The organism is Achromobacter sp. KK8 (assembly GCF_054188005.1).
Genome location: NZ_CM135178.1, coordinates 5,810,000 through 5,826,588, shown reverse-complemented (window position 1 = coordinate 5,826,588; position 16,589 = coordinate 5,810,000). Strand labels below are relative to the sequence as shown.

Genomic DNA, 16,589 nt, shown 5'->3' with positions numbered 1-16,589 from the left:
ACCATGATGCTGAACCTGAACGATCTGCATTTTTTCGCCCAGGCGGTCGACAGCGGCGGTTTCGCCGCGGCCGCCCGGCGGCTGGGCTGCCCAAAGTCCACGGTCAGCAAACGGGTTGCGACGCTGGAAACAGCGCTTGGCGTGCAGCTGCTGCACCGCACGTCGCGCAGCTTCACGTTGACCGACGTCGGGCGCGACGTGTACGACCACGCCCGCGCGGTGATGATCGAGGCGCAGGCCGCCGAAACGGTGGTGCATCGGCGGCTGGCGGAGCCAAGCGGCACCGTGCGGATCACGGCATCGGTTCCCGTTGCGCAGTTTCAGCTCGCGAATCGCCTGCCCGTGCTGGCGCGGCGGTATCCGAAGCTGCGCATCCAGTTGCACGTCACCGACCGCCTCGTCGATCTGGTGCAAGAGGGCTTCGACATCGCCATCCGCAGTCATTTCGCGGCGCTGCCGGACTCGGACCTGGTGCAGCGGCGCATGGCCGAGGAGCCGATCACGCTGGTGGCCGCGCCGTCCTACGTCGCCGAGCGCGGCGCGCCGCAAGCGCCGCAGGCCTTGGGCGATCACGACGGACTGATGGCCGGCATGGCGACGAAGTCCTGGCGATTGGGCGACGCGAGCGGCCACATCGTGGAGGTCGCGCCGCGCCCGCGCTTGCATGCCGACGAATCCACGGCATTGATGCAGGCCGCGCAGGCGGGACTCGGCATCGTCTGCCTGCCGCGGACGATCTCGGCGCAGGCCGTGAGCGAGGGAACATTATTGCGGGTCTTGCCGGCCTGGACCGCCGGCCGTGTGACGACAACGATCTTGACGCCGCACAAACGTGGCCAGCTACCCGCCGTGCGTGCGGTGATCGATTTCCTGACGCAGGCAGAGGGTGCCGGCGATGGCGCGGTGGCCTGATCCTGACGGCTAAATACGCGCGAGGCAGGCCCTCGCCCCCCGGCATGGCGTTTGCTGGACAGGTTCGTCCCGATCAAACACAAGGAGGACACCATGCCTGGACATGACAAGGATATCGAGGCGTGTACGCGCCTTTGCCTCGACTGCTATCGGACCTGCCTGCAGACCGCGTCGCAGCATTGCCTGGAGGCCGGCGGCGAGCACGTCGAGCCAGGGCATTTTCGCCTGATGCTCGCATGCGCCGAAATCTGCCGGACGGCCGCCCACATCATGCTGATCGGCATCGAGCAGCATGGCAGGGTCTGCGCCGCGTGCGCGGAGATCTGCCGCGCCTGCGCGCAAAGCTGCGCCGGCCTGAGTGGCATGTCGGAGTGTGAGCAAGCCTGCAAGCGCTGCGCGCAGGCGTGCGAAAAAATGGGGTAGCGACCGGCGCCAAAGTCGCCATGCGGGCGCGGCGGGAGCCTCTTACCGGATGAGGCCGCGTCAATCTTCGATCCCGACCGCCAGTTCATGCAGGATGCGCGCCTTCAAGGCCAGCAAGGCCGGTGCATGGCGTTGTTCCACGGCGGCAAGCGGCTCGTCGGTGGCCAGGCTCAGGTTCAATGCCAGGGCCGGGCCGCCGATACCTTCCAACGGCGTCGCGAGCGCGATGACGCCCGGTTGCCACGAGGCCGCGCAATAGCCCCGGGTCGACACCTTGGCGATCGCGCGCTCGATGTCCAGGCGGATCGGCTGCCAGGAGGCGCTGCGGTAGCCGTGCATGATCCGCGCCAGCAGTTCGCCGCGCGCCGCGCCGTCCAGCGTGGCGAGGTAGGCGCGTCCCAGCGAGGTCAGTTCGATCGGCACGCGCTGGCCGGCGACGACGGTGCGCAGCGAGGCCTTGCGGTTGTAGCGGATCGATTCCAGGTAGACCATTTCGGCGCGGTCGGCGCTGGCCAGGCCCACGTTGACGTGGCGCTTGAGCGACAGCTCGCGCATCAGCGGTGTCGCGGTCCGTAAAACCGGCGAGGCCGCGCGCATCGCGTGCCCCAGGCTGAGTACCGGCGCGGCCAGGCGGTAGGCGCGCGCGCGCCGATCGTGTTCCAGGAAGCCGCTGGTCACCAGGGTCTGGGTCAGGCGACTGACCGTTGCCGCGGACAGGCCGGTGCGTTCGGCCAGTTCGCCGTTGCCGAGCAGGTTGGTGCCGGGCTTGAACGCGCGCAGGATTTCCAGCCCGCGCTCGAGCGACCGGTTCTGGCTGACGCCATCAAAGCGCGGGCGCCTGTCGGTGGGCGGTCGGGCGGGCTGTCTTGCGGTCATTCAATTCCACTCTATGGAAATAGGGGCGTGCCAGCCCCCCAATGTAGCGCCTACCGTGTCGTCATGCCAGAAGAAAGCTGCCCCGCCGGGCAGGACCGATCGAACAGCAACGGAGCGAGACGATGGCGGACTACGAATTCATCACACTGCAACGACATGAAGGGGTGGCGACGCTGACGCTGAACCGGCCCGAAAAGCGCAATGCGATCAGCGATGCCATGCGCACCGAACTGATCCACGCGCTGGAGGCGGTGGCGCAGGACCGCGCCGTCCGGGCATTGGTGCTGACGGGGGCGGGAAAGGGGTTCTGCGCCGGCGGCGACATCGCCGGCATGCAGCGTCGCATCGAGGCGCCTGCCGGCGAGGTGGCGTTCAACGGGTGGTCGCGGCAGCAGCGGGTCCATCACGCCGTCAGCCTGCTGTACCACATGCCCAAGCCCACCATTGCCGCCGTGAACGGCGCGGCGGCCGGCCTGGGCGCGGACACGGCGTTGAGCTGTGATTTCATCGTGGCGTCCGAGCAGGCCTCCTTTGCCTGGAGCTACATCGCGCGAGGCCTGATCCCCGACGGCGGCGGCATGTATTTCCTGCCGCGCCGCGTCGGCCTGGCGCGCGCCAAGGAGTTGATCTACTCGGGCCGCAGGGTGTCGGCGGACGAAGCGCTGAAGCTGGGCATTGCCGACCGGCTGGCGCGGCCAGGAGACGAACTGGCCATGGCCCAGGGCTGGGCCGCCGAACTGTCCCGGGGCTCGGCCACGGCGCTCGCGCTTGGCAAGTCCATCCTGGATCAAAGTTCCGAACTGTCGGCCGACCAGGTGTTCGCCATGGGCAGCCAGGCGCAGGGTATCTGCTATACCAGCACCGAACACCGTGAGTCGGTGGCGGCGTTCCTGGCCGGCATGGCGCAGGCCAGGGAGCAGGCCCGATGAACCGCGTATGGCAATTGCTGCGGCCCCGCAGCGTGGCGGTGGTGGGCGCGTCGGCCGATCCGGCCAAGACGGCGGGCAGGCCGATCGCCTATCTGCGCAAGCATGGCTTTGACGGGCGCATCTATCCCGTCAACCCGAAGGCGGCCGAGATCGAGGGCCTGCGCTGCTACCCCGATGTACGGTCGTTGCCGGAAGCGCCCGACGTGGCCATCGTGCTGCTCGGCGCGCAACGCACCCAGCAGGCCATCCGTGAACTAGCCGGGATCGGCGCGGGCGCCGCCATCGTCCTGGCCAGCGGCTATTCGGAGACCGGCGAGGAGGGCGCGCGGCGGCAACGCGAACTGCGCGACGCCGCCGGCGCGATGCGGATCCTGGGGCCGAACACGATCGGGCTGGTCAACCTGACCGACCGCATCACGTTGTCGGCCAGCGGCGCCCTGGCGGCGGATCAGCTGGTCAGCGGCGGGATCGGGCTGGTATCGCAGAGCGGGGGGATTCTGGGCGCGCTGCTGTCGCGCGCCACCGCCCGCGGCATCGGATTTTCCAAGCTGATCTCCACCAGCAACGAAGTCGACCTGGACCTGGCGGATTTCATCGGCGCGCTGGCCGATGATCCGGCGACCCGGGTGATTGCGCTCTATGTCGAGACCATCCGCCACCCCGCCGCGTTTCGCGCCGCGGCGCGCAAGGCGATCCGGGCCGGCAAGCCGATCGTGGCCTTCAAGATAGGCCGTTCCGACTCGGGCGCGCAGGCCGCGGCGTCGCACACCGGCGCGCTGGCGGGGGCCGACGCCATGTATGACGCGCTGTTCGAGGAAGCCGGCATCATCCGCGCGCAGGCGTTTTCCGATCTGCTCGATATTCCGGCGGCGCTGGCGAGCGGGAGCCGGCTGGCGGGGCGCCGTATCGCCGTCCTGACGTCGACGGGCGGGGCCGGCACGCTGGTGGCCGACTGCCTTGGGTTGGCGGGCTTCGAACTGCCCGCGCCCGACGCGCCCACCGGCGCGGCCCTGCGGGCGCTGCAGACGGGCGAGCACGCGGCGCTGGACCGCAATCCCATCGACGTGACGCTGGCCGGCCTGCAGCCCGATGTGCTGCGCGGCGCCGTGCGCGCCGTCCTCGAGAGCGACGGGTATGACGCGCTCGTCGCCATCGCGGGATCCTCCGCTGTCGCCCAGCCGGAGTTGCTGGCCAATGCGTTGAGGGATGCGCTTGTTCCCGGCGCCAAACCCGTGGTGGCCTATATCAGTCCGCATGCGCCGCGGGCGGCCGAGTTGCTCAGTCGCCAGGGGATTGCCGCGTTCCAGTCCCCGGAAAGCGTCAGTGCGGCACTGGCGGCGATGGGGCGGGTCCACGCGCCGGCGCGGCCGCCCGCGGCCGACTCCACGGCGCCGTCGCCGGCGCCGGTGTCGTGCCCCGAGCACGGCTCCCTGGACGAAGCCCAGGCCAAAGCCCTGTTCGCGCGGTTTGGCGTGCCCGGCGTGCGCGAGATCGCGGTGCGTTCACCGGCCGAGGCGGTCGAGGCCGCCAGGCAATTGGGACCGCGCGTGGTTCTGAAGTTGCTGTCCGGCGACATTCTGCACAAGAGCGAGGTCGGCGGGGTGGCGGTCAATCTGACGCCCGACGAGATCGGGCCGCGCCTGCGGCGGATGGCCGCGGACGTGCAGCGCCACACGGGGCGGGTGGCCGAGGCGTTCCTGGTGCAGGAGATGGTGGCGGGAGCGGCCGAAGTCATCCTGGGCGTTCATCGCGATCCGCTTGGCACGGCGATTCTGCTGGGAATGGGCGGCGTGGTGGCCGAGCTGATCCGTGACACCACGCTGTTGCTGCTGCCCGAGGATGGCGCGGCCCTGACGGCATGGCAGGTCGAGGCCGCCCTGCGGCGGCTGAAGACCTGGCCGTTGCTCGATGGCTACCGGGGGCGTGACCGCGCCGATGTGCCCGCCCTGGTCGACGCCGTGCTCGCGTTTGCGCGGATGGCGCAAGCCCTGGGCGACCGGCTGGTCGAGGCCGAGATCAACCCGCTGTTCGTCAGGCCGCTCGGTCAGGGCGTCCGCGCGGCCGACGCCATTGCGATCATCGGCGCGGGCGCGGCCTGATTTCGATGGATGGAATTGGCGGGATGGCAGGCGGCCCTGGCATCCCTACACTTTTTCAAGGCGCCGCGAGCAGATCGGCGCTGGACAATACCAGGAGACAAATCATGAAGAACCAATGGATCCGGGCGCGCGGCGCCAAGGGGCTTGCCGCCGCGTTGGCGGCGCTGACTGCGATGGCGATGCCCTTGCTGGCGCGGGCCGCCTTTCCGGAGCGGCCGCTGCGCATCGTCGTGCCGTTCACGCCGGGCGGCGGCACCGATATCATCGCGCGCCAGTTGGCCAAGGGCCTGACCGATGCGCTGGGCCAATCCGTCATTGTCGAGAACCGGCCGGGCGGCAGCACGATCATAGGCACCGAGAACGTGGCCAAAAGCCCGGCGGACGGCTATAGCCTGTTGATGGCGACCTTCGCGCATGCCGTGAATCCCGCCATCCACAAGAAGCTGCCCTATGACACCGACAAGGCGTTCGCGCCGGTCGCGCTGATCGGCAAGTCGCCCAACGTGCTGGTGGTGTCGCCGAAGTCCAGGTTCAAGAGCGTGCAGGACATCCTGGCGTATGCCCGCGCCCATCCCGGCAAGCTGACCTTCGGGTCCTATGGCAACGGCACGTCCGCGCACCTGGCCGGGGAAATGTTCAAGAGCCTGGGCAAGGTGGATATCCTGCATGTGCCCTACAAGGGCGCGGGACCGGGCATCAACGACTTGATGGGCGGGCAGATCGATATGATCTTCTCGACCTCGGCCAGTGTCAGCGGCCAGATCAAGAACGGCCAGTTGCGCGCGCTGGCGGTGACGACCAAGGATCGCTCGCCGTCCTATCCGGGCGTGCCGACGGTGGCGGAGTCGGGGGTGCCGGGGTATTTCGTCGACAGCTGGTATGGCGTGTTCGTGCCCGAGGGGACGCCCAAGGACGTCATCGATCGCTTGAATGGCGCCATCAAGACGGTGTCGGCAAATGCGGATTTCCAGGCGGCGCTGCAATTGGAGGGGCTGGTTGCCGAGGTGGGGACGCCGCAGGCGCTGGGCGGTTACGTCAAGGACGAAGAGGCGCGCTGGAACACGATCGTTCAGCAGGCGGGGATCCGCGACATGCCTTAACGGCATGGCGATTGCGCGCCCGGGCGGGACGCGCATTCCCTTTCAACCCGGCGGGAGATGGTCAAACGGCTTCCAGGTTGTGGCCGTCAGGCCCGATGACAAAGGCGGCGTAGTAGTGGGGATGATAGTGCGGGCGCAGCCCCGGGGGACCGTCAATCACAGCCATTGCAATGTGGCGCCATGCGGATCGGTCCAGGCGAGGGGATTTCCGGCAACGCATAGCAAGAACATGCCCGGGGGCTGTTGCGCCGTGTCGGGCAGGAATTGAGGGAAGACCAGCGGGCTTTCGTTGCTGATCCAAATGCAGCGTGACGCCAGCATTGCCCGCGCGAATTCATTGCGCCGCGCCTGATCGGTCACATAGTTGAGGACGGCTGAGTGATACACCACGACGGTGGCATCTGCTGGCGCTTGCGCGACCACAGAGGCAAGGTCGCGCAGCAGATCGCCTCTGATGATCCGGGGCGGTTCGCGCCGACAGATGCGCAGCGCTGACCGAAGCCGTGCGAGCCGATGCTCGTCCTCGGGCCAGACAAGGGTTTCGAGCCATTTCAAATCTGCGTCGAGGCGGACATCGATCGGGCTTAAGTCCAGCCCCGCCCGCCACACAATGTCTGGATACCTGCGGGGCAGCGGTGGCGTGCCGGTGACCGCGCAGGACAGGACGGGGTAGTCCGAAACGCCCACATCCGGTGTCAGGCGCTGCACGCCCCAGTCGTAGCCATACCTTTCCATCAGCAGGCATAGTCCCGCCGACGCGCCCACCTCGATCAACGCAATCTTGCCCGGGATCGTGGCGATGGCGGGCATCAGTACCGCGCAGCGCCCGGGTTCGTTGGTCTGGGTGGAGCGGGCCAGCATGAGCGCGCGAATTTCAGCGTCATGGCGCGCCAGCGCCGCATCGCATTCCGCAGGTGATCGAGGCAAGCCCGCCGTATGGCGCAGCGCCGCGAACAGCAGGTTGGGCTGCTGCTTATCGGCAGGCAATCCGCGGAGAAATGTCAATGCGGAAAACGACTTCGCCACATGGAATGCCCATTGTTCGTACAACGGCGATCGCCCAGCTGCTTCGATTTTGGCAAACCTCAGATAGCGGTCGGCTATTCGATCCATGCCATGTCCTCTCCGGATGAATCAGGGCAGATTAGCATCGTCCCGCAACATCGACTCAGGGGAAGAATTCGCCGGTATCGCTCCCCGGCGTCCCCGGCAGGACATCACGATGCAGCGCGACGAAACAGGCGAACATCACGGTGAACCGACCGGCGGCCGGGTTGCGATCCGCGACGGTCGCGACCCGGATGTCAGGTATCAGGATTCGCATGGCCAGGCGTATGAGGCGGGTTGGCCAGCGCCTGCGCGCGTAGCAATTCCCGCGTCCTCTGCGCGGTCCTCGGATGATCGGTACTGAGGCTTGCCCGGACTTGGAGCTTCAAGGACTTCTTGTGCAATCGTGCCGTCCGCAGGCGCGGCATGCACTCGCCGCGCTATGTCCGGGAGGCTGGTATCGCGGCATGCGGCGCCCGTGAGGAGCGTGTGCAATGGAGACGATGCCGAGGCGGCGCATTCCGCAATGAGTCTCCCAGATATTGATCGCCGCGGGCCGCCGGCTGCCGGCCATCGGAGAGATGCCACTGCCCGCCGATGTCGCGCCAAACCGGGGGCCACGCGGCTACCTTCGCGGCTATAGTGTTGTGCCGTTCCGACCTCCCGTCCTGGCGGCGGGCCGGGACTTGTCTTTTGATTCAGGAAACTTGCATGACCATGACCGCCGAACAGTTCCACAAACGCATATGGGAGATCCTGGACCCCGTGGACGCCGCGTATTTCGAGGTGGTGGCCGCGCCCGCGCCCGATGCGGCCGCGATCGCGAGCCTGGAGGCCGCTGTCGGGTTCGCGCTGCCGGCGGCGTTCGCGGCCTTTTGCCAGCGCACCAACGGCCTGTGCGTGATGGCGCGCGAGGAAGTCTGGCCGCGCGCCAAGGAGTTCGAAGTCGGCCCGGCCTGGACCTTCTGGCGCGGCGTGGTGCTGTTGGGCATCGATGCGCCGGAGTTGCCTGAATGGGCCAGCATTTCGGCGCAACAGCGTCAGCTTGCAGAGGCCGGTCTGCCCGGCATCCTGCCGGTGCTGAAGATCGTGGGCGACGGCAGCCGGATCTGGGGCGTGGACCAGGCGGGGGCCGTCGTGGCGATCGACGACGGGGCTGATCCGGAGCCGGTGGGCGGCGATCTCATCGATCTTTATGCCGAGCAGATCGCCGACCTGATGCAGCGCCAGCAGGACATGGCGCTGCGACTGGCCGAACGCGCCAAGCACAAGCACGGCAAGCTGCCGGGATAGCGGGGCAGCGGAGCGCGGGGTCAGCGCGCGGACGCTGCCGTTTGGGGCGGATCGAAGGCCCGGACCGACGGCAATGGTCCGTCATGGCGCTCAACCTGCACCGCCGTCAACTGGCCGCTGCAACCCTGCGCCAGCGACGCTGCCCACCGGCGCCTGGTGGCAAGTGGCGCGGGTGATCCCCCGCTGCGGGTCCAGCGTCCGCGCCTACCAGGTCCGAGGTGCCGCCCCGGCGCAGCCCTTTTTATACCGAGCGCAGGCTGCACTGCTCGCTGGCCGACAACGAGGCCTCAACGAGCGGCTTCGCCCAATCAGGCGTGTCCCGCATCTGCGCAAGCGAAGTGGGATAGTGCACCTGGCCCTCGTCCACGTAGAGGACCAGAGCCGGCTCAGGCACGGCCTCGCCAGGCTCTACGTCCACGCTGTTGTCGTAGATCCGCAAGCTGACCAGGTGCGGCATCAATTTCAGCAGATTGCGGCAGGACGTCTTGCAGCGTTCGCGGATGCGTTCTTCGGGGATGTCGTGGCCGCCGCGCGCCACCCGGGCCTGCACTCGCGCGATATGGTGCTCGGCGTCGCGCAGGCCGCAGTACCAGACCAGCACATTGTGTGTCGACGCCGCGGCGATGAGCTTTTCCACGATGGTCTGGCCGCCCAGGGTGGTTTCGAAGGCGAACGACCCGCCCGCCGCCACGGCCGCGTCCAGCCGCCGCACCCCTTCCGCCCAGGCCTCGGCATTGGCCTGTTCCTGGGATCGGCCCAAGCGCTGTACAAGCTCACGAGCGAAAGTGTCAGGGTTGAACCAGGCCATGCCGGCCTGAGTCAGGATATGGCCGCCCACTGAGCTTTTGCCGGCGCCATTCACTCCCGCCAGCACGTACAGAATCGGGCGTTCCATCAAAATGTGGATCCGGCCTTAACCCGGCCAGCCAACGGCCCGGGGTTGCGCATAACGCTTCGCAAGCGCTCGGCCGCGTCGGGGGCGGACAGCGCGGCAAGTCGTTGATCAAAGCTGCGGCGCAGGTCTTCGACCGGGTCCGGCACGGCGGCCTGGGCAGCGCTCAGCGCGTCCATGATCCGTGTGTACTCGGCCACCGTCATGATCACGGCCTCCGGCTCATCGTGGTTCGTGACGACGAGCCTTCCTTCGGCGGCGGCAAGACTGCGGACGACACCCCGCCAGCCGTCCTTCTTGACTGCCGAGGCGGGCTTCGCCGGCAGGCGGGTGATAGGTTCAGCGAGCAATGCGGAAGCAGCCATGATCGTTCTCCCTACAGCGGGTTTGGTTGAGCCTTAATAGGCATTTTGCCCATTTTACCCTTTTTCCCTTAATTGGCCTTATGGAACTGCACGGGGAGACTGTCCGCTTGAATCCACAGCCGAAAGCCGCCACTGGCAACAAGCGCCCCCCCGCTCAGGGATTCCCCCAATCACATTTCCCTTGCGGAAAATCAATGCTCTATAGGACACTTTGTGTCATAGCCGCGATCCAGCGGCGAACACAAGGGGAAACCTATGAAGCGCATGATCATGGCCGCCGCGCTGGCGGTGGCCGCAGGGGCGGGTAGCGGCGCGCAGGCCGCGTTTCCGGATCATCCGATCCGGCTGGTGGTGCCGTTCGGCGCCGGCGGCATCACCGATATCGTGGCGCGCCAGGTGGGCAAGGGCATGGGCGATGCGCTCGGCCAGAGCGTGGTGGTGGAGAACCGGCCCGGCGCGGGCGGCGTGATCGCCGCGCAGGTGGCGGCGACGGCGCCGGCCGACGGGTATACGATCTTCATGGGCACGGTGGGCACGCAGGTGGTGAATCCGCTGATCTACGCCAAGCTCAGCTACGACGCCGACAAGTTCGCGCCGGTCGGACTGGTGTCCGGCTCGCCCTATCTGCTGGCGGTGCGCGGCGACCTGCCGGCGGCGAACTTTGCCGACTTCGTGACGTACGCCAAGGCGCACCCGGCCAAGCTGAATTTCGGTTCGGCGGGCACGGCCAGTTCGCCGCACCTGGGGCTGGAACTGCTGAAGCTGACGGCGGGCGTGGATATCGTGCACGTGCCGTTCAAGAGCGGCAGCGAAGCGGTCAACGCAGCCATCGGCGGGCAAGTGGACGTGGTGATGGATGCCAGTCCGGTGATCATGCCGCACGTGGCGTCGGGCAAGCTGCGCGCGCTGGCGGTGGCGGCGGACCAGCGCCTGCCGTCGGCGCCGCAGGTGCCGGCCGCGGGCGAGGCTGGCGACGCGGGGCTGCAGATCAGCTCGTGGAATGCGTTCTTCGCGCCGGCCGGCACGCCGCCGGCGGTGCTGGAAAAACTCAACGCGGCGCTGCGCCAGACGCTGGCCTCGCCTGAATTGAAGGCGAGGCTGGCGGCACAGGGCACGCAGCTGTACACCGGCGCGCCGGACGAATACCAGCGTTTCATCGCGGCCGAAAAGAAGAAATGGGCCGAGATCGTCAAGCGCGCCGATATCAGGATGGATTGACGATGACCACGCATCCCTTGGCGGGACAGCCGCTGGAACTGGCCGATACGCTGCGTTCGGGCAATGCCTGGAAGATCCGGATGGCCTGCGGTTACATGGGGCTGGCGCTGACGCGCCGCACGTTCGACATCGTGCAGGGCGACCTGGAGACCGAGGCCTTCGGCCGCATCAATCCGTGGCGCCAGGTGCCCGCGCTGCGCACGCCCGAAGGCGTGTGGCTGGCGGAGTCGCAGGCGATCCTGTGGTATCTGGGCCGGGGCTCGCCGTGGCTGCCCGAGGGGCGGCTGGCGCAGGCGCAGGTGGCCAGCTGGCTGAGTTTCGAGCAGACCCAGCACATGCACGCCTTCGCGCAGCCGCGGCTGCTGATCCACCTGCGCGGCACGGCGCGGGTGGATGACCCGGCGATGGTCGAGTGGCGCCGCATCGGCATGCGCGCGGCGGCGTGGATGGAGGCGCATCTGGCGGGCCGCGCCTTCCTGGTGGGCGAGGCGCCAACCATCGCCGACATCGCGCTCTATCCCTACACCAGCATGGCGGAGCAGGGCGGCTACGACCTGTCCGCCTTTACCCACATCAACGCCTGGCTGGCGCGCATGCGCGCGCTGCCGGGCTTTACGCCGTTGTTGGAAACGGCATAGCAAGGAGTCAAAGATGGCCGATACGATGCATTTGGGCAAGGATGAACTGATCGCGCGGGCCAAGGCCGAGATGCAGCGCCAGTTCGACACGCCCGACTGGACGCTGCGCGAGCGCCTGGCGCTGACCTGCCGCATCCTGTTCGACGGCGGGCACGATTCGGGCCTGGCCGGCCAGATCACGGCGCGCGCGCCGGCACCGAACCGCTACTACACCCAGCGGCTGGGCCTGGGCTTCGACGAGATCACGGCCGGCAACCTGCTGCTGGTGGACGAGGACCTGCGGGTGCAGGAAGGCGGCGGCATGCCCAACCCGGCCAACCGTTTCCATTCCTGGATCTACCGGGCGCGGCCGGACGTCAACTGCATCATCCACACGCACCCGCTGCACGCGGCCTCGCTGTCGATGCTGGAGGTGCCGCTGGAGGTCTCGCACATGGACAACTGCCCGCTGTATGGCGACGTGGCGTTCCTGAAGGACTGGCCGGGCGTGCCGGTGGGCAACGAGGAAGGCGAGATCATCTCGGCGGCGCTGGGCGACAAGCGCGCCATCCTGCTGTCGCACCACGGCATGCTGGTGGCCGCGGGCACGGTGGAAGAGGCCTGCGTGCTGGCGCTGCAGTTCGAGCGCGCCGCGCGCATGCAGTTGCTGGCGATGGCGGCCGGCAAGATCCAGCCGATTCCGCCGGCGCTGGGGCGCGAGGCGCACGACTGGATCCTGACGCCCAAGCGCTCGCAGGTGGGTTTTTCGTACTACGCGCGGCGGGCGTTGCGCCAGCACCCGGACGTGCTGGGCGCGTAGCGCGATCCGCCCCGGGGCGCGGGCCGGTCATGGCGCCCCGGATGGGCAGGGGAGGCCGACTCGACGGCCGGACGGGTTTCGGGCATGCTTACCGGTCGTTTCCGCCATTTTCCCGCCCATGATCGACCTGCCTCACCGCCTGCGCGCGCTGCGCCGCCAACAATCCCTGTCCCTGGAACAGCTGGGCGAGCGCACGGGCCTGACCAAGAGCTATCTGTCCAAGCTGGAGCGGGGCCTGAGCGAGCCCTCGATCTCCACCGTGCTGCGGCTGGCCGAAGCCTATGGCGTGGGCGTGTCGCAATTGGTGGGCGGCGATGGCGCGGCGCAGGACGAGGTCGTCAGCCTGGTGCGGGTGGCCGATCGCGAAGCGCTGCAGCGGCGCGACCTGGGTACTGAATACCATTACGAATCGCTCGCCGGGCGCCGCAAGGTCAAGGCCATGGAACCCTTCATCGTGCACCCGCCGCGCGAGTTTCCCGACGCGGCCGCGGTGTTTCCGCACCCCGGCGAGGAATTCCTGCTGGTGCTCAAGGGCGCCATCGAGGTCCAGGTCGGCGAACGCGAGTTCCGCCTGGACGCCGGCGATTCGCTCTATTTCGATTCCGAACTGCCGCATCGCATGCGCACGGTCAGCCGCGGCGCGGCCGAGGTGCTCGTGGTGGCGGCGCATTGAACTCCAAGGAAAGCGCAGTGAAGCATGATCAATCGCGGCTGGTCCGCATCGACGCCGGCCCCATGAAGAATCCGGTGCCCGGCAAGCCCAAGCGTCCCCTCTCGGGCGACGCGGCGTTCCGTACCGTGACCGCGTTCGAAGGCAACGGCGGCCGCGCCGAGGCCGGCGTGTGGGAGAGCACGGCCGGCAGTTTCCAGTCCAATACCACCGGCTACATCGAATTCGGCTACATCGTCGAAGGCGCGGCGCGCCTGGTCGACCCGGATGGCACCGTGCACGAACTGACCGTGGGCGAGGCCTTCGTGATGCCGGAGGGCTATACCGGCCGCTGGGAAGTCGATACCTTCGTCAAGAAGATCTATTTCATCAGCCGCACGGCCTGAACGCGCGGCGCTGAAGACGCCCTACGGCGTTGGCCGCTGCGGATAGGCCGAGGTGCCGAAGGTGTTGCCCATGCGGTTGCCGATGGTGGCGGGCGTGGGAAGGCCCATCTGGTTGGGCGGCCGTTGCGTGATGGCTTCGGAGCCCAGCGCGGGCGGCGGCCTGGGCGCCGCGTCGGGCGCCATCTTCTGGTTCAGGCAGCCATACGACAGCGCGCGGTAGCCGTTGACCTCGGTCTCGATGCAGGCGCCGCCGGGCGCGGGCCCGGCCGTCGACGCGGGCGGCGGCACCGGCGTGGCCTGCGCGGCGGGCGCGGTCTGGGCGCCCGCCGTCAGGGGCGCGAGCGCCAGCGCGGCCAGCAACAGCAGACCGGCGCGGTGCGGAAAGGGGCAAGGGATGCGCATGCGGGCTCCTTGGAAAAGGCCCGGCGGCCAGTGGCCACCGTGCCATCAGTATAGGGACAGATGATCGCGCGCAGGTGACGATTGCGTGGCGGGCCGGCGCCGCGTGCATGTGGCGTGTCACGATTGCGTCATTCACGCGTCCTAGCATGGCGCCTTTCCTTCGAGGCGGGTGCGCCGGCACTCGCGACAACGGCAATGCCTGGCATTTTTCCTCCATGTTGGCGTCCATGACCTTTGCCTGTCCGCCGGGCGGGGGCTGGATGGGACGCGCCTGCCTGGCGTTGGGGATGTGGGCGCTGGCCGGCGCGGGCAGCGCCGGGGCGCCGCCGCGCGAGATGGCATTCGCCATTGCCGCGCAGCCGCTGGACCAGGCGCTGGCGGAGTACAGCCTGGCCAGCGGCCGCACGGTGCTGGTCGACACCGCCTTGACCGCCGGCCGACACGCGCCCGCGGTGATAGGCACCTATACCCCCGGGGATGCCCTGCGCAGGCTGCTGGCGGGGGCGCCGTTGGCGATCCGCTATGCCAGCACGCATTCGTTCACGCTGGTGGCCGCGCCGCACACGGCGCCGGCGGTGCGCGCGGCCAGCGCGGCGCGGTTGCGAGACACGCCCTACGCGGCCGCGCTGCAAGGCGCGCTCAAACAGGCGCTGTGCAGGGGCTCGCGGGCCGAGCCGGGCCGCTATCGCGCCCTCGCCAAGCTCTGGTTCGACAAGGCCTGGCGCGTTGACAGGGTGGATTGGGTCTCGGACACGGGATCGGCGCCATTGAATCGCCGGTTGGAGACCGCGCTGCGCGGGGTGACGGCCGGGCCATTGCCCGCCGGCATGCGGCAGCCGGTGACGATATTGCTGCGGGCCGGTGGCGCTGACGACTGCGCCGCGCCGCGAGGGGCGGGCCATGCGGGATGACAGGTCGCCGGGCTCGCTGCGCGCGCTGTTCCTGGAGCGCTACAACGATTTCCGCAGCCAGCTCAGGCGCCGACTGGGGTCCGATGACCTGGCCCATGACGCGATGCAGGAAGCCTTCCTGAAAGTGAACGACCTGCCGGCGAGTTCGTCGATCCAGCAGCCGGCGGCCTATCTGTTCCGGGTGGCGCTGAACATCGCCGAGGACCAGCGCCGCCGTGATTCACGTCTATTGACGGGGGTGGAGATCAGCGAGCTGATCGGCGGCACGGACGAAGCCGCCGATCCGGCACGCATCGCGCAAGGCCGCAGCCAGATCGACGCGTTCCGTCGCGCCTTGCGCCAGTTGCCCGAGCGCACCCAGCAGATGCTGTTGGCTGCCCGGGTGCACGACGTGCCGCATGCGGAGATCGCCAGGCGCTATGGCGTGTCGGAACGCATCGTGTCCAAGGAGCTCAAGCGCGCATTGGTCCATTGCGGCAAGGTGCTGCAAGCGCAGGAGGAGCCAGCGCGACGCGCCGGCGAGGAAGACGAAACATGACGCTGACGGGGCTGCCAGGAAGGCGCAGGGGCGAGGCGTCGGCGCATGACCGCGATGCGCGCGAATGGTTGTTGATGCTGACTTCGGGCGCCGCAACCGAGGCCGATGCGCAGGCATTCCGCGCCTGGCTGCGCCAGGACGCGCGCCACGAGGCCGCGTTCGCCGAACAGAAGCGCCTGTGGCAGGCGCTGGGACCGGCGGTGCGCGAAGAGGCGAAGGCATGGGCCGCGCCGCGTCGTCCGTCGCCGTCGGGCCGGCGCGCCTTCCTGGGGGGCGCGGTGGCGGCGTCGGTCGCGTATCTGGCCTGGCGTCCTCCGCTGGGACTGTGGCCCGGCCTGGGAGAATTCGGCGCCGATTACCGCACCGCCACCGGCGAGCAGCGGCGGGTGGCGCTGGGCGAGGCGCTGGAACTGGAGCTCAATACTCAGACGCGCATCAACGTGCGCTCGGCGCCCGACGCCGGCGCGGTGATCGAACTGGAGGCGGGCGAGGCCGAAGTCCGCGTTGGCCGGCCGCTGAATGCGCGTGGCGAAGCGGCGGCGCCGGCGACACAGGTGGTGGCCGGCGCCGGCCGCATCACCGCGCGCGAGGCGCGGTTCAACCTGCGCTATCTCGACGGCGAAGCCAGCTTGTGCTGCCTGTCCGGCAGTTTGCGGCTGGCGCACGCGCGGGGGGCGTATGACGTGGCCGCCGGGCAGGAGCTGCGCTACGACGGCCAGCGGGTGATGCCGCCGGTGGCGGCGGATACCGAGGCCGTAACGGCCTGGCGCCGCGGCTGGCTGGTGTTCGATCGGGTGCCGCTGGCGGACGTGGTGGGGGAACTGAACCGCTATCGTCGCGGCCGCCTGGTGCTGCTCAACAGCCGGCTGGGCCGGCGCCGGGTGCAGGCGCGCTTCGCGCTGGCGCAGGTGGCGGACGCCGAGCAGTTGATTCGTGACGCTTACGGCGCCGAGGTGACTCGATTGCCCGGAGGCGTGGTGTTGCTGTCCTGAGCTGCCACCAATGTCGGGCCGGGAAGCTGCATGAATTATTTATGACAGGGTTCCGGTCGGCATTTTTCCATCCGTCTGTCTTGTTCCAGGTGGCGACAC

20 protein-coding genes and 1 pseudogene are annotated in these 16,589 nt (G+C 68.6%); 14 read left to right on the top strand and 7 right to left on the bottom strand.

What is annotated here, in order from left to right:
• Positions 1-3 precede the first annotated feature (3 nt).
• The gene (locus ACVN9Z_RS26730; RefSeq protein WP_458212835.1) at positions 4-912 is read left to right on the top strand and encodes a LysR substrate-binding domain-containing protein; all 909 of its coding nucleotides are present in this window, start codon (positions 4-6) and stop codon (positions 910-912) included.
• 93 nt (positions 913-1,005) lie between these two features.
• Positions 1,006-1,335 (top strand): four-helix bundle copper-binding protein, encoded by a 330-nt coding sequence (locus ACVN9Z_RS26725; RefSeq protein WP_458212834.1) that lies wholly within the window; start codon positions 1,006-1,008, stop codon positions 1,333-1,335.
• Positions 1,336-1,395: 60 nt separating this feature from the next.
• On the opposite strand, the gene ACVN9Z_RS26720 is transcribed toward ACVN9Z_RS26725, so the two are convergent.
• Positions 1,396-2,211, bottom strand: a complete 816-nt coding sequence (locus ACVN9Z_RS26720) for an IclR family transcriptional regulator (RefSeq protein ID WP_006384933.1) — start codon at positions 2,209-2,211, stop codon at positions 1,396-1,398.
• 122 nt (positions 2,212-2,333) lie between these two features.
• On the opposite strand from ACVN9Z_RS26720, the gene ACVN9Z_RS26715 reads away from it, so the two are divergent.
• From ACVN9Z_RS26715 to ACVN9Z_RS26705, 3 genes are all read left to right on the top strand, one after another.
• Positions 2,334-3,140 (top strand): enoyl-CoA hydratase/isomerase family protein, encoded by an 807-nt coding sequence (locus tag ACVN9Z_RS26715; RefSeq protein ID WP_006384934.1) that lies wholly within the window; start codon positions 2,334-2,336, stop codon positions 3,138-3,140.
• Complete coding sequence (locus ACVN9Z_RS26710) at positions 3,137-5,239, top strand: acetate--CoA ligase family protein (RefSeq protein WP_458212833.1); 2,103 nt, start codon at positions 3,137-3,139, stop codon at positions 5,237-5,239. The genes ACVN9Z_RS26715 and ACVN9Z_RS26710 overlap by 4 nt, the downstream gene beginning before the upstream one ends.
• A gap of 104 nt (positions 5,240-5,343) precedes the next feature.
• Positions 5,344-6,339, top strand: coding sequence for a tripartite tricarboxylate transporter substrate binding protein (locus ACVN9Z_RS26705; protein WP_006384937.1), 996 nt, complete (start codon positions 5,344-5,346; stop codon positions 6,337-6,339).
• 61 nt (positions 6,340-6,400) lie between these two features.
• On the opposite strand, the pseudogene ACVN9Z_RS26700 reads toward ACVN9Z_RS26705, so the two are convergent.
• The 3 genes and pseudogenes from ACVN9Z_RS26700 to ACVN9Z_RS26690 all read right to left on the bottom strand — a co-directional run.
• A pseudogene (locus tag ACVN9Z_RS26700) lies at positions 6,401-6,493 on the bottom strand (VOC family protein); the annotation flags it as partial.
• A gap of 2 nt (positions 6,494-6,495) precedes the next feature.
• Complete coding sequence (locus tag ACVN9Z_RS26695) at positions 6,496-7,452, bottom strand: DUF2332 domain-containing protein (RefSeq protein ID WP_458212832.1); 957 nt, start codon at positions 7,450-7,452, stop codon at positions 6,496-6,498.
• Positions 7,453-7,507: 55 nt separating this feature from the next.
• Complete coding sequence (locus ACVN9Z_RS26690) at positions 7,508-7,663, bottom strand: hypothetical protein (RefSeq protein ID WP_155257629.1); 156 nt, start codon at positions 7,661-7,663, stop codon at positions 7,508-7,510.
• Positions 7,664-8,097: 434 nt separating this feature from the next.
• Between ACVN9Z_RS26690 and ACVN9Z_RS26685 the strand changes: the two genes are divergently transcribed.
• Positions 8,098-8,679 (top strand): hypothetical protein, encoded by a 582-nt coding sequence (locus tag ACVN9Z_RS26685; protein WP_024069672.1) that lies wholly within the window; start codon positions 8,098-8,100, stop codon positions 8,677-8,679.
• Positions 8,680-8,920: 241 nt separating this feature from the next.
• On the opposite strand, the gene ACVN9Z_RS26680 is transcribed toward ACVN9Z_RS26685, so the two are convergent.
• A complete protein-coding gene (locus ACVN9Z_RS26680; RefSeq protein ID WP_458212831.1) occupies positions 8,921-9,574 on the bottom strand; it encodes an AAA family ATPase in 654 nt (217 codons plus the stop codon).
• On the bottom strand, positions 9,574-9,936 hold the full coding sequence (locus ACVN9Z_RS26675; protein ID WP_006384941.1) for a hypothetical protein: 363 nt from the start codon (positions 9,934-9,936) through the stop codon (positions 9,574-9,576). Before ACVN9Z_RS26675 ends, ACVN9Z_RS26680 begins: the two co-directional genes overlap by 1 nt.
• Before the next feature lie 255 nt (positions 9,937-10,191).
• Here ACVN9Z_RS26675 and ACVN9Z_RS26670 point away from each other — a divergent pair, with 255 nt between their 5' ends.
• The 5 genes from ACVN9Z_RS26670 (at position 10,192) to ACVN9Z_RS26650 (ending at position 13,647) form a co-directional block, all read left to right on the top strand.
• Complete coding sequence (locus ACVN9Z_RS26670; RefSeq protein WP_006384942.1) at positions 10,192-11,154, top strand: Bug family tripartite tricarboxylate transporter substrate binding protein; 963 nt, start codon at positions 10,192-10,194, stop codon at positions 11,152-11,154.
• Between the two features lie 2 nt (positions 11,155-11,156).
• Positions 11,157-11,792, top strand: coding sequence for a glutathione S-transferase family protein (locus ACVN9Z_RS26665; RefSeq protein ID WP_458212830.1), 636 nt, complete (start codon positions 11,157-11,159; stop codon positions 11,790-11,792).
• A gap of 13 nt (positions 11,793-11,805) precedes the next feature.
• Positions 11,806-12,591 carry an aldolase gene (locus ACVN9Z_RS26660; protein WP_458212829.1) on the top strand — a complete coding sequence of 262 codons (786 nt, stop codon included), beginning with the start codon at positions 11,806-11,808 and terminating at the stop codon, positions 12,589-12,591.
• Between the two features lie 118 nt (positions 12,592-12,709).
• Positions 12,710-13,264 carry a helix-turn-helix domain-containing protein gene (locus ACVN9Z_RS26655; protein ID WP_020928619.1) on the top strand — a complete coding sequence of 185 codons (555 nt, stop codon included), beginning with the start codon at positions 12,710-12,712 and terminating at the stop codon, positions 13,262-13,264.
• A gap of 17 nt (positions 13,265-13,281) precedes the next feature.
• Positions 13,282-13,647 (top strand): cupin domain-containing protein, encoded by a 366-nt coding sequence (locus ACVN9Z_RS26650; protein ID WP_006384946.1) that lies wholly within the window; start codon positions 13,282-13,284, stop codon positions 13,645-13,647.
• A gap of 21 nt (positions 13,648-13,668) precedes the next feature.
• Here the strand turns inward: ACVN9Z_RS26650 and ACVN9Z_RS26645 are convergent, their stop codons facing one another.
• Positions 13,669-14,049, bottom strand: coding sequence for a hypothetical protein (locus ACVN9Z_RS26645; protein WP_054436995.1), 381 nt, complete (start codon positions 14,047-14,049; stop codon positions 13,669-13,671).
• Positions 14,050-14,264: 215 nt separating this feature from the next.
• On the opposite strand from ACVN9Z_RS26645, the gene ACVN9Z_RS26640 reads away from it, so the two are divergent.
• Genes ACVN9Z_RS26640 through ACVN9Z_RS26630 form a run of 3 tightly spaced genes read left to right on the top strand, consistent with a single transcriptional unit; the run spans position 14,265 to position 16,490 of the window.
• The gene (locus ACVN9Z_RS26640; RefSeq protein WP_458212828.1) at positions 14,265-14,960 is read left to right on the top strand and encodes an STN domain-containing protein; all 696 of its coding nucleotides are present in this window, start codon (positions 14,265-14,267) and stop codon (positions 14,958-14,960) included.
• Entirely contained in the window at positions 14,950-15,498 is a 549-nt protein-coding gene (locus ACVN9Z_RS26635; protein WP_020928616.1) for an RNA polymerase sigma factor, read from the top strand. The genes ACVN9Z_RS26640 and ACVN9Z_RS26635 overlap by 11 nt, the downstream gene beginning before the upstream one ends.
• On the top strand, positions 15,495-16,490 hold the full coding sequence (locus ACVN9Z_RS26630; protein WP_049054288.1) for a FecR family protein: 996 nt from the start codon (positions 15,495-15,497) through the stop codon (positions 16,488-16,490). Before ACVN9Z_RS26635 ends, ACVN9Z_RS26630 begins: the two co-directional genes overlap by 4 nt.
• Positions 16,491-16,589: the final 99 nt, after the last annotated feature.